General features: G+C 39.1%; 9 protein-coding genes. 4 read left to right on the top strand and 5 right to left on the bottom strand.

What is annotated here, in order from left to right:
• The first annotated feature begins 14 nt into the window (after positions 1-14).
• The 4 genes from NU887_RS06525 to NU887_RS06510 all read left to right on the top strand — a co-directional run bounded on the left by NU887_RS06525 (position 15) and on the right by NU887_RS06510 (position 3,965).
• Positions 15-515 carry a dihydrofolate reductase gene (locus NU887_RS06525; protein ID WP_258422566.1) on the top strand — a complete coding sequence of 167 codons (501 nt, stop codon included), beginning with the start codon at positions 15-17 and terminating at the stop codon, positions 513-515.
• Positions 512-1,297, top strand: coding sequence for an SDR family oxidoreductase (locus NU887_RS06520; protein ID WP_258422565.1), 786 nt, complete (start codon positions 512-514; stop codon positions 1,295-1,297). Before NU887_RS06525 ends, NU887_RS06520 begins: the two co-directional genes overlap by 4 nt.
• An 8-nt stretch (positions 1,298-1,305) precedes the next feature.
• Positions 1,306-2,571, top strand: a complete 1,266-nt coding sequence (locus tag NU887_RS06515; protein ID WP_258422564.1) for a competence/damage-inducible protein A — start codon at positions 1,306-1,308, stop codon at positions 2,569-2,571.
• Between the two features lie 83 nt (positions 2,572-2,654).
• A complete protein-coding gene (locus tag NU887_RS06510; RefSeq protein ID WP_258422563.1) occupies positions 2,655-3,965 on the top strand; it encodes a dihydrolipoamide acetyltransferase family protein in 1,311 nt (436 codons plus the stop codon).
• A 9-nt stretch (positions 3,966-3,974) separates the two neighbouring features.
• On the opposite strand, the gene NU887_RS06505 is transcribed toward NU887_RS06510, so the two are convergent.
• The 5 genes from NU887_RS06505 to NU887_RS06485 form a co-directional block, all read right to left on the bottom strand.
• Positions 3,975-6,872 carry a PAS domain-containing hybrid sensor histidine kinase/response regulator gene (locus tag NU887_RS06505; protein WP_258422562.1) on the bottom strand — a complete coding sequence of 966 codons (2,898 nt, stop codon included), beginning with the start codon at positions 6,870-6,872 and terminating at the stop codon, positions 3,975-3,977.
• Positions 6,873-7,871 carry a PDC sensor domain-containing protein gene (locus NU887_RS06500; RefSeq protein WP_258422561.1) on the bottom strand — a complete coding sequence of 333 codons (999 nt, stop codon included), beginning with the start codon at positions 7,869-7,871 and terminating at the stop codon, positions 6,873-6,875.
• Positions 7,872-7,898: 27 nt separating this feature from the next.
• Complete coding sequence (locus NU887_RS06495) at positions 7,899-8,138, bottom strand: hypothetical protein (RefSeq protein WP_258422560.1); 240 nt, start codon at positions 8,136-8,138, stop codon at positions 7,899-7,901.
• Entirely contained in the window at positions 8,135-8,551 is a 417-nt protein-coding gene (locus NU887_RS06490) for an OsmC family protein (RefSeq protein WP_258422559.1), read from the bottom strand. Before NU887_RS06490 ends, NU887_RS06495 begins: the two co-directional genes overlap by 4 nt.
• Before the next feature lie 185 nt (positions 8,552-8,736).
• Positions 8,737-12,114 (bottom strand): methylmalonyl-CoA mutase family protein, encoded by a 3,378-nt coding sequence (locus NU887_RS06485; RefSeq protein ID WP_258422558.1) that lies wholly within the window; start codon positions 12,112-12,114, stop codon positions 8,737-8,739.
• Positions 12,115-12,379: the final 265 nt, after the last annotated feature.

Raw genomic sequence — 12,379 nt, 5'->3', positions numbered from 1 at the left:
AAACTCAATAAATCTTGAAAATATCTATTATCGTTGCCAAGGCGAAGAATGGTGTCATTGGCAAAGACAATCAATTGATTTGGCGGCTATCAGCCGATTTACAGTTGTTCAAAAGCCATACAACAAGTCACCACATCATCATGGGAAGAAAAACCTATGAGTCAGTCGGCAAACCTCTCCCAAACAGAACATCCATTGTGATTACCAATAACCAGGATTTTAAAGTTCCTGAAGGGCATATGGTCGCTCATTCATTGGAAGAGGCCATACAATTATGTATCGGCAAAAAATTAGACAATGTATTTATTATTGGAGGTGCAGAAATATATAAGCAGGCATTGCCTATCGCAGATGAATTGATGGTAACAGAAGTAAATGCGATGCCTGATGGAGATGTTTTTTTTCCTGAAATTGATAAAAACGAATGGAAAGTTGTATCGACTACCTCCTACTTCAAGGATGAGAAAAATGAATATGATTTTGATTTTGTGGTTTATAAAAAATCTAAACCATGAATCAAGAGGTAATCTGGAATACCGGAGCAACATCAGGAATCGGAGAAGCTTTATTCAATCAAAATTCCAAAACTGATTGTAAATTGATCATATCCGGTAGAAACATTGGAAAACTTGAATCCCTAAAAAACGGAGTCTTCAAACCAGAAAATGTGCATGTTTTACCTTTGGATCTCACAGATACACCAAGTTTTTCTCACAAAGTATCTGAAGCAATCAATGCTTTTGGAAAAGTTGACGTCTTGATAAACAATGGTGGAGTCAGCCAACGGTCGCTTGTCAATGATACCCAATTGGAAGAGGACCGCAAGATCATGGAAGTAAATTTTTTTGGCACAATTGGATTGAGCAAAGCGCTACTTCCTCATTTTATTGAGAATAAAAAAGGTCATTTTGCCGTAGTGAGCAGCCTCGTTGGCAAGTTCGGTTCCCCATATCGATCCTCTTATGCAGCATCAAAGCATGCCCTTCATGGTTTTTTTGATACTTTAAGAGCAGAGCATCACAAGGATAAAATCGCTCTAACGATGGTTTATCCTGGATTTATCCGGACTAATGTCTCTATCAATGCACTGACCGGAGATGGAACCCCGCTACAGCAAATGGATGATGCCCAAAACAAAGGAATGAATCCTGAAGTCTGTGCAAGAAAAATAGTTGCAGCCATCTCAAACAAAAAAGAAGAAATAAATATTGGTGGAAAAGAGATTTATGCAGTTACCTTAAAAAGATTTTTCCCTTTGATATTTTCAAAATTTATAAAAAAAGCGAAAGTCAGGTAAACCGAAATATGGTCAATTATAAAGAAGTAAAAGCCGAGATTATATCCATTGGTGATGAATTACTATATGGTCAGATTACAGACACCAACAGCCAATGGATCAGTCAGGAACTCGACAAGATAGGTGTTCGAGTAGTCCATAGGTCGACAATAGGAGACAATAGAGATTCAATTCTTGCAGCATTTGCAGATGCTGAAAAAAGAGCAGACATAATTTTGATTACAGGTGGACTTGGCCCAACCAACGATGACCTGACCAAACCACTCTTGGCTGAATATTTTGGTTGTGGGATTGAAATGGTTCCTGAAGCATTAGAAGCTGTGAGAACCTTTTTTGAAAAGAGAGGAAGGGAATTGACTGAACTTAACAGATTCCAAGCCCACTTACCTACCAAATGCAACTATGTCCCAAATGATCTTGGGACAGCGCCGGGAATGTGGTTTGAAGAAAATGGAAAGAAATGGATGTCTATGCCAGGAGTGCCCCATGAGATGAAAAACCTGATGACTCAGCATGTCATTCCGAAAATCAGATCGCTTTTTACACTTCCAAATATTTACCATAAAGTAATAAAAACTGTTGGCATTGGTGAGAGTTGGCTTGCTGACCTGATCAAAGATTGGGAAAACAACCTCCCATCCCACATTAAACTCGCCTACCTTCCATCTTTGGGTCAGGTAAAACTTAGGTTGACTGCCTTTGGGGAAGATCCAATTGACCTTCAAAATGATGTGGAAAATGAAATCGAAAAAGTAAAGCCGCTAATTGAAAAGTATATTTATGGTTACAACAAAGAAACGCTTGAAGAAACTGTTGGCCGATTGCTAAAGCAAAAGGACAAAAAAGTTTCCCTGGCAGAAAGTTGTACAGGGGGATATATTTCCCATTTAATTACAAGCATTGCTGGGAGCAGTGATTATTTTCAGGGTAGTATGATTCCCTACCACAATACATTCAAAAACAAATTACTTGGTGTTGAAAATGAAATACTTGAAACCTACGGTGCAGTGAGTGAACCAACAATCATCCAAATGGCAGAAAACATTAGGAAGAAATTCAATGCAGATTTTGGCTTGGCAAGTAGCGGAATCGCAGGCCCGGGAGGTGGATGGGCAGAAAAACCCGTGGGAACAGTTTGGATTGCATGTGATTTTGAAGGAAAAACCGTGACCAAAAAGTTGCAGCTCACCCAAGACAGGATGCTAAATATTCAATTGACTGCCGTAGCAGTTTTGAATTTGCTTCGTCTGTCCATTTTAGAAAAAACAGAATAAAAATATTATTCACCAATTTTGCATTGGTTAAAATAAAATTTAATTTTAAAACTTGGAAATAAACCCAATTAAATAATAAAAAAATGGCAAATGTAGAAATGCTGATGCCCAAGATGGGTGAAAGTATTATTGAAGGAACAATACTCACTTGGTTAAAAAAAGAAGGGGATTTCATCGAACAAGATGAATCCGTTTTGGAGGTTGCAACAGACAAAGTGGACACTGAGGTGCCAGCAACTCATGCCGGTATTTTAAAAAAAATATTGGTCAAAGTAGGTGAAGTTGTTGCTGTAGGTGCTCCGATTGCAATCATTGAATCAACTGCTCAAGCCTCTGAATTATCTCAAAATGAGGAAAAAACCCAAACATCCCCAAAAGAAGAACTGCTTGCGGCGGCACCGGCCCAAACAACTGCAGTGATTTCTTCCTATTCCCAAGGGGAACCACAGTCAGGAGATGACCGGTTTTATTCGCCTTTGGTTTTGAGCATTGCAAAAGAAGAAAATATCAGCAAATCTGAATTGGTCTCCATATCCGGGACAGGCAAAGATGGCCGGGTAACCAAACAAGACATTCTCTTATACTTAAAAAACCGTAAAGAAGGAAATATCGGGATATCCAATCTCTCAGTTTCGGGAGTACAACCTGTATTAACTTCTCCTAGGGTAGAAATGAGTATTTCAGCTCAGGATGAAATCATAGAAATGGACAGAATGCGCAAAATGATCGCGCAAAGAATGGTCGATTCACGACGGATATCTGCCCATGTAACTTCTTTTGTAGAAGCCGATGTGACCAATATCGTATTATGGAGAAATAAAGTAAAAGATCAGTACAAGAAAAAAGAAGGAGAAGGTTTGACCTTTACGCCGTTTTTTATCGAAGCTGTTGCCAAGGCCATCAAAGATTTTCCTATGATCAATATCTCAGTGGACGGTGAAAAAATCATCAAAAGAAAAGATATCAATATTGGGGTTGCTGTAGCTTTGCCTTCCGGAAACCTTATTGTACCTGTGGTGAGAAACGCAGACCAACTCAACCTCATCGGTCTTTCAAAAAAAATAAATGATATAGCCAACAGAGCCCGCTTAAACAAACTTTCACCCGACGAATTGAGTGGAGGGACTTTTACTGTTTCCAATGTGGGTTCTTTTGGGAACGTAATGGGCACACCTATTATCATGCAGCCACAAGTTGCGATTCTTGCAGTTGGAGCTATTCAGAAAAAACCAGCTGTAGTAGAAACACCGACAGGCGATGTGATCGCTATCAGACACAAAATGTTCCTTTCACATTCTTATGACCATAGAGTTGTCGATGGTTCTTTAGGAGGAATATTTGTCAGAAGAGTAGCTGACTATTTGGAGGCATTTGATCTTAATACTGAATTATAAAAAAAGAGGTCAATTGACCTCTTTTTTTATGCCGTTCTTCGAAGAACAGGAACGGATCACACTTGTAATTTCATTTATTTTCAGTGGTTTGGTAAGATAGGAATCCATTCCTGTTTCCATAGCTTGGTCCACATCTTCTTGGAAAGCATTTGCAGACAATCCTACAATAGTAATCTTTCTTCCCCGTGATTTCCTAATTATTTTGGTCGCCTCGAGTCCATTCATCACAGGCATCTGAATATCCATCAAAACAAGATCATAATCTGACTCTTTTGCCATACGGACAGCGTCAGACCCGTTTCTTGCGACATCATAATTATATCCAAGTTGGGTCATCAACATATCCATAAAAAGCAGGTTAGTAGAATTATCCTCTGCCAACAAGATTTTAAGAGGATATTCCTGAGCCATATTTTTCCAAATAAAATCTTCATTATCATCCTCTTCCTCCACCAATTCCAAAAAGTTATCGCTTCTGTTCCAAACTTTCCCGAAAATATTGAAGGAGAAAACGGAACCAACACCAAATTCACTATTTATCAAAAGTTCCCCCCCCATCAACTCAATTATTTTTTGGGAAATTGCCAACCCTAAGCCGGTTCCTTGATGTTCTCTTGTACTGCTGCTGTCAAGTTGGACAAATGGTTTTGCCAACATCTCAATTTTATCCTTTGGAATCCCGATCCCGTTGTCTTTCACTTCAAAATTCAAAATAACATGCTTTTCAAAAACCATCTCTCCTGTAATATCAACTTCGATTTTACCACCTGAGGGTGTGAATTTGATTGCATTACCAATGATATTAATCAAAATTTGCCTCAACTTATCTTTGTCCAGTTCGACATATTCAGGTAAAGAAGCATCAAAATGAGAGGTAAATTGGATGTTTTTCTCATTTACCAGGCCCGAGAAAATTTTAAATATTTTTTCAATTTCCGCCTTCAGTTTGAATACTGAATTATAAAGAGTCATCTCCCCGGATTCAATCTTAGAATAATCAAGAATGTCTCGGATAATATTCAGTAGGGAATCACCCGAATCTCTGATAATCTGTAGGTATTCCTTCTGTTTTTCGTCCAATGTAGTAGCTTCCAGGAGCGGAATGATTCCCAAAAGCCCGTTCATGGGAGTTCTGATCTCGTGACTCATATTGGCCAAAAATTCAGATTTGGCTAAATTGGCCTCTTCAGCTGCTTTTTTTGCCTCCATCAAACCCCTCTGCCAAAGTTTTTGACCTGTGATGTCTCGGGCTATTGACATTACTTTGTCATTATCAAGTCTAAAAAATCTGGCTTCGAACAACCTTCTACCCGAAGGAATATCAATTTCATATTCCGCAGTCTGCATGTTTCCGGTCTTAATCGTGTGGTTAAAGACTTGCTGTATTTGATTTCCCAAATCTTTGGGTAAAATATCAATCAATTTTTTCCCAATAGCACCTTCTAAAGGCGCAACTAACAGACTCTGGTCTTTTACATAATAATCAAGGTATCGGCCTTCATTGTCATAAATAAAAATAAGATCCGGGAGACTGTTCAGTACAGCCCTTAACCTATTTTCGCTTTTTACGATTTCCTGTTCTCTCTCATACTTTTCCTGTATATCGGTACAGATTCCGACATTTCCAATAAAGTTTCCTTTTTGATCAAATTCAAGTCGTTCAAAAATCTTGGTTCTTTTGTATTTACCTGATTTGGTTTTAAAGTCCAATTCAAATGAAATGCTTCCGTTTTTTTTACTTATTGATTCCGAAATGGTTTTTTCTATTCTGGAACGGTCCTTTTTTGAAATATAATCCTTAAAATTCTTCCTGAAATCTTCTTTTTCATATCCAAGTACAGCTTTGACTTCGCCACCTACACTTGTCATTTTACCCATCTCATCTTGGAAATAAATGAAGCCTTTGGTTTCGTGCAACAGGAGAGCTTGTCTCCTAAACAATTCTGAAATCTCATTGGCATTTTTGGATAGCGTTTCATTTGTTAACTGAGAATTTTTGATCGACTTAAACAAAATCAAAATTACAAGTGCCAATAAAATGAGTAAAGCTAAAATCAGATAAAAATAGGTACTGAAAATACCTGTAGTTATTATGTTTCGGTCGACAACAAAAACAGTGGAAAATTTACTCTTTAATGGATAAAGTGAGAAGGGATAATGATGGATCAAAGCTTCAAATTCTTTCTCTTCGTTTTTGTTTGAAAAATTACCCCGAAAGTCACCTTTAAGACCATCGGCGACCTGAATCAACATTTGATTCAAGATTGTTTCTTCTATAGAAAAACCGCCCTTAAGTGTTTGGTCATGGGCTCCTCTTAGCTTACCATCACAAAAAATTAGTTTCTCACCCGATATGCCAAGATAATAATTTGTCATCTCGTCGAAAAAAAATCTTTCGAGATTCACCTTGGCACTGATAGATACATTTGTCGTAAAATTGTTTAAGTGAAGTTCATTCTGTGCAGGAAAAGGAAGATTTTTTTTACTTTCCAGGTATTCCTTGATAAAATTGTTTCGGTTATCGAAATGAAAGACCACAGTCTGATTTGGAAAAAAAACAGTAATAGTATCCAACAAATCACGGTGGTTGTTGAAAATCCTTCTTGCTCTTTTCTCAAATGCCAGAACTTCATTGTCACCCTTTTCATATGTCCAAGGCTCAAGATTATTCACAAAAAAGAACATATCGTCATAAAAGGCTGTAAACCTCTTTTCTATCTGTTTGGAGGAAAGTTCTACTTGCTTGTTTAAGTTGATTTTACTGGAATTGATTTGATTGTCATTGAGAACCTGAAAAAATGCTGTTCCCAAAAATGTGATTAATACAACAACAAAAATCCCCAATCCAACCAGGATACTGTAGAAACCAGTTTCAGATTTGGGGATTTTATAATTTTGGGGATTCATTTAAAATTGGATTTCAAGTACATACCAATCTAGCTTGCTCATTTTCTGACAAATGATTTTTAATTTCGTTTTATTTTCAGAAAGCCATAAGATTTTCTCACCTGAATTTATGATCTTATCTGCTATGACTCGCACATTTTTGTCCTTGCTTTTGAACAAATTAAAATCTTCTTTTCGGTAGCTGTCTGAGGTGATGGTTTGTGTATAGGTATAATTCTTCAAAGAAGGTAATGAAAGGGCTTCTATAGCCTTGGCCTTTCCTGCCACCACTGTCCCAGTCCCATCAATGATGAGGAGTTGATTTGAGGTTTTGTTGATGTAATTTTCAATTATATCATTCAGTGTGATGTCAAATCCCAATACCATTTTTAATTCATTTTCTGCATACACAGGATATGTCAAGGTAATCATCCAACCCCTACCCACAGGATCTATGTAAATCTCATCCACCCATACAGGAACTCTCGAAGGATTGTTTTTCTCATCTCCCTGATAATAAAAATTGAAATTTGTAACATTAATATCTGGTTCCAATAAATTTACATCATAGGGAGGGTAAAGCCTATTTAGATGGTATTTGGAATTAAAATAAACCTGGGATATTACCGGGATTTCCCTTACAATTCTTTTGAATTCATCATCCAAAGGATTGGTCAATAAAATAAGTTCTTTGACCGCTTCTTTATTGTCTGAAATGGTAGGAATAAATAGAGAGCTCTTTTCAGGATTGGCCCCGGGTTCGGAATTGGCCGCAACGCCTACTATTTCGTATTTATCGGGATCGGCATTTGCGAGTTTGTTTTTCTTATCCACAAAAAGATTTTCGGAAAATCTACCGAGACGCACAATTTCTTCCTCAATAACTTCAAGGTCATATTCAAGTAATGAAATGAAAGAATTGATTTCAAAGAAATCTGTTGTGCTCTCAGATTCTTTAGGCGGGGAACAGGAAAATAAACAAATAGAGACAAAAAAACAGAAATAGAATAAACTCTTCATGTTCAGCAATTAAGTTAATTCTTAAATCTAAAGATTTTCAATCTGTTTTTGAAAGCTTTCACCCATTTCTTTAAATCTTAAGGTTACCTGATCAAAAAATTCCCCTTGATAAAATGAATTCAGGTCAGATTCCTCCAAGATGTCCGTTTCCGGAATCTTGAAGGTTTGTTCCATAGGGCCCAATTCATATTTTAACAGGTATTTATTGTTCCAAGAAAACACCGAAACCCTGATCCCGTCCTTTGAAAACTCGCTGACTACCCTCATCCCGGTCTCCTGACTTCAGAGATATGTCTGATTTCTGACTTCAAAGATGAAGCTACAGAGCAGTATTTTTCGACCGCCAAAGTGACAACTTTTGCAAATTCCTCCTCAGTGGCATCGGGAGAAACCAACACAAACTTCATATCAATCTCGGTATAATATTTTGGAATGCCCTCGTGCCTGATTCCTATGATCTCAATGAAAAAATCAGTGATGGTCCTTCTCTTCTTTTTCATCATCAAGACAGCATCCACAGCGGAGCAACCTCCCAAAGCCGATAAAAGCAATTCCATGGGAGATTGGGCTTTCTTGTGCTCGCTGTCATACATATCGATATCCACTTTGTTACCGAAGTGATTGGTGGATTCATATTCCATATCCGCCTTCATTCTGACGGTGACGTGTTTTTTGCTCATTGCGGTTGGTTTATAGGTTAATGGTATTTGGTTATTGAGTTATTGGTTATTGGGTTCTAGTTGTTGTAATAGTTATAGTGGTTGTAATTGTTGTCTGCTTTGCGTTGTCTGGTTGTTAAGTTTTCATCACCTCATACTTCTGACTTCTAACTTCATACTTCCATGCATCCAACTTCCCACCTCCCCTACATGTTCCTCCTATACTGACCACCAACTTCATAAAGTGATCTAGTAATCTGACCCAAGGAACAGGTTTTGGCAGCTTCCATCAGTCTTTCAAATATATTTTCATTGCGAACAGCGACATGTTGCAGTTCGTTCAATTGGCTTGGTGTAAGGTCAGCGTTTTTTTCATGAAGTTGGAGAAGCGTCTGAATCTGGGCTTCTTTTTCTTCCTGAGTGGCACGGATGACCTCGCCCGGAATGACAGTCGGTGAACCTTCAGATGACAGGAATGTATTGACTCCGATAATCGGATATTCTCCGGTATGCTTCAAAGTCTCGTAATAGAGGCTTTCTTCCTGAATTTTACCTCTTTGATACATCGTTTCCATAGCACCTAGGACTCCTCCCCTTTCGGTAATCCTGTCAAACTCTTTATACACAGCTTCCTCCACCAAATCTGTAAGTTCTTCGATGATAAAAGCTCCTTGGATCGGGTTTTCATTTTTTGCCAATCCCAATTCCTTGTTGATGATCAGTTGAATCGCCATAGCCCTGCGAACAGAAGCCTCTGTCGGAGTGGTGATGGCTTCGTCATAAGCGTTGGTATGAAGGGAATTGCAGTTGTCATAGATCGCATACAGCGCCTGAAGGGTCGTTCGGATATCATTGAAGTCAATCTCCTGTGCATGTAGCGAGCGCCCTGAAGTCTGGATATGGTACTTGAGCATTTGCGAACGCTCATTCGCACCATATTTCAATTTCATTGCCTTTGCCCAGATCCTCCTAGCAACCCTTCCGATTACTGCATATTCCGGATCAATTCCATTGGAAAAGAAGAAAGAAAGATTCGGCGCAAATTGATTGATGTCCATTCCCCTTGACACATAATATTCCACATAGGTAAAACCATTGGAAAGTGTCAAAGCCAATTGGGTAATCGGATTGGCTCCGGCCTCGGCAATATGGTAACCCGAAATAGAAACAGAATAAAAATTTCTGACATTTTGGTCAATAAAATACTGCTGCATATCCCCCATCAATCTCAAGGAAAATTCAGTGGAGAAAATGCAGGTATTCTGTGCCTGATCTTCTTTGAGAATGTCAGCTTGTACCGTCCCCCTGACATTAGCCAAAGTAAATGCCTTGATTTTTTCATAGGCTTCCTTCGGCAAAACCTGATCACCTGTCACGCCGAGTAGCATCAGCCCAAGGCCATTATTTCCGTCTGGAATAGGTGCATTGTAAGTAGGCCTTACAGCACCTTTTTCTTTATAAATAGCCTCAATTTTGGATTTGACTTCTTCCTCCAATCCATTTTCTTTGATATAAATCTCACATTGCTGGTCAATGGCTGCATTCATAAAAAATGCCGTCATGGCTGCTGCAGGACCGTTTATCGTCATGGATACCGAGGTCATCGGGTTAGTAAGGTTAAACCCTGAATACAGCTTCTTGGCATCATCCAAACAACAGATGTTGACACCGGAATTTCCGATTTTGCCATAGATATCAGGTCTGTAATCCGGATCCTCACCATACAAAGTCACTGAATCAAAAGCTGTTGAAAGTCTTTTGGCTGGCAATCCTTTAGATACATAGTGAAAACGCTTATTGGTACGCTCAGGTCCGCCTTCCCCTGCAAACATTCTCGTTGGATCTTCTCCTTCCCGCTTGAAAGGGAATACGCCCGACGTGTAAGGGAATTCTCCAGGTACATTTTCTGTCAGTCCCCATTTCAACAAATCTCCCCAAGCTTCATATTTAGGAAGGGAAATCTTCGGGATTTTGGATTGTGAAAGGGAAGTGTAATAAGTCTGAATCTTGATTTCCTTGTCTCTAACTTTGAACACATAAAAATCATCTACATACTTTTGGGCTTTTTCAGGCCATTGTTCAAGCCATCTTTTGTTCTTGGGATCAAGCTCCAATTCCACCTGCGCATAGACTTCCTGAAGTTCTTTGACCAACCTATCAACGTCAGACACTTTGGTGGATTTGACTGCCTCTATGGATTTTTGTATGCTGTATAGCTTTTGAGCTACTTCCTTCTGGGCAGCCACCCACTTGTCATAACCACGGTTATTTTCGGAGATTTCTGAAAGGTATCGGGTTCGGGAAGGTGGTATGATGTAGATCTTCTCAGACATTTCCTTACTGAGCTTAAAGGAAGTCTGCAGGTCAACGCCCGTTTTCTCTACCATTTTATGGATGATTCCTTTGTATAGGTTATTCATCCCCGGATCATTGAATTGCGAAGCAATGGTCCCATAAACTGGAATATCCTCATCAGCAATATCCCAAAGGTTATGGTTGCGTTTGTATTGTTTTTTGACATCTCGGAGGGCATCCTGCGCACCTCTTTTGTCAAACTTGTTCAATGCAATGATATCCGCAAAATCGAGCATATCGATTTTCTCCAATTGTGTGGCGGCACCGTATTCGGGCGTCATCACATACAATGACATGTCTGAGTGCTCGATGATCTCTGTGTCTGACTGACCGATTCCTGAAGTTTCCAAAATAATCAAGTCGAAATCAGCTGCTTTGACAATATCTACCGCATCCTGCACATATTTGGAAAGGGCGAGATTGGATTGCCTTGTGGCCAACGACCGCATGTAAACATGGGAATGATTGATGGCATTCATCCGAATCCTGTCACCCAAAAGTGCTCCTCCTGTCTTTCTTTTGGAAGGATCTACCGAGATAATCGCAATGTTTTTATCAGTAAAATCAATCAAAAACCTCCTGACCAATTCATCCACAAGGGAAGATTTACCCGCTCCTCCCGTACCGGTGATTCCCAAAACTGGAGCTTTGCTGTTGCTTGCCGATTTTCTGATTTCTTCCAAAAGGGATTTACTTTCATCAGGAAAATTCTCCGCAGCAGAAATAATCCGCGCGATGCTTGATTGATTCGATTTGTCCAGTTTGATGTTTTGGAAATCATCCCCAACAGGAAAATCAGAGGTACTTACGAGGTCATTGATCATACCCTGCAAACCCATCGCCCGTCCGTCGTCGGGTGAATAAATCCGGGTGATCCCATATTCATGCAGTTCTTTGATCTCCTCGGGCAAAATTGTGCCTCCACCTCCACCAAAAATTTTGATATGACCTGCGCCTTGCTCCTGAAGCAAATCAAACATGTATTTGAAAAATTCCACATGTCCACCTTGGTAAGAAGTGATCGCAATCGCCTGCACATCCTCCTGAATGGCGCAATCGACGATTTCCTGAACAGACCTGTTATGTCCGAGGTGGATGACCTCACAGCCTGTTGCCTGGATGATCCGTCTCATGATGTTGATCGCGGCATCATGTCCATCAAAAAGAGAGGCAGCGGTAACAAGTCTGATGTGGTTTTTGGGTTTATAAATCTCTTGGGTAAATGACATTTTATTTGGGTTAATATATCCTACAAACAGCCGAAGATCATCAGTGTTTTGGATGATAAATGGAATAAATTAATTCATAAATAATCGAATGCGAATATAAGAAAAATAAAAAAGTCGAAAGGTCAAAAAACCGGTCATATCCAAACATTATTTGGAATTATATATCCATAATTCTTATCACCAAACAGACTTTGGATTTCCCTTCAAAATTCAGGGGAATCCACAACTGTTTTCCAAAAAAGAGAATCATTTTTATTCCTGACCA

The sequence above is a fragment of the Aquiflexum gelatinilyticum genome (assembly GCF_024741135.1).
GTDB lineage: Bacteria > Bacteroidota > Bacteroidia > Cytophagales > Cyclobacteriaceae > Cognataquiflexum > Cognataquiflexum gelatinilyticum.
Note: the sequence above shows the minus strand (reverse complement) of the source record. Positions and strands in the feature narration are given on the sequence as shown.

What these genes read in the sequence shown, in the direction of transcription:
- NU887_RS06495 (WP_258422560.1), bottom strand. Translation starts at nt 8,138, where the DNA reads ATGAGGGTAGTCAGCGAGTTTTCAAAGGACGGGATCAGGGTTTCGGTG.
- NU887_RS06510 (WP_258422563.1), top strand. Translation starts at nt 2,655, where the DNA reads ATGGCAAATGTAGAAATGCTGATGCCCAAGATGGGTGAAAGTATTATT.
- NU887_RS06505 (WP_258422562.1), bottom strand. Translation starts at nt 6,872, where the DNA reads ATGAATCCCCAAAATTATAAAATCCCCAAATCTGAAACTGGTTTCTAC.
- NU887_RS06520 (WP_258422565.1), top strand. Translation starts at nt 512, where the DNA reads ATGAATCAAGAGGTAATCTGGAATACCGGAGCAACATCAGGAATCGGA.
- NU887_RS06500 (WP_258422561.1), bottom strand. Translation starts at nt 7,871, where the DNA reads ATGAAGAGTTTATTCTATTTCTGTTTTTTTGTCTCTATTTGTTTATTT.
- NU887_RS06485 (WP_258422558.1), bottom strand. Translation starts at nt 12,114, where the DNA reads ATGTCATTTACCCAAGAGATTTATAAACCCAAAAACCACATCAGACTT.
- NU887_RS06515 (WP_258422564.1), top strand. Translation starts at nt 1,306, where the DNA reads ATGGTCAATTATAAAGAAGTAAAAGCCGAGATTATATCCATTGGTGAT.
- NU887_RS06490 (WP_258422559.1), bottom strand. Translation starts at nt 8,551, where the DNA reads ATGAGCAAAAAACACGTCACCGTCAGAATGAAGGCGGATATGGAATAT.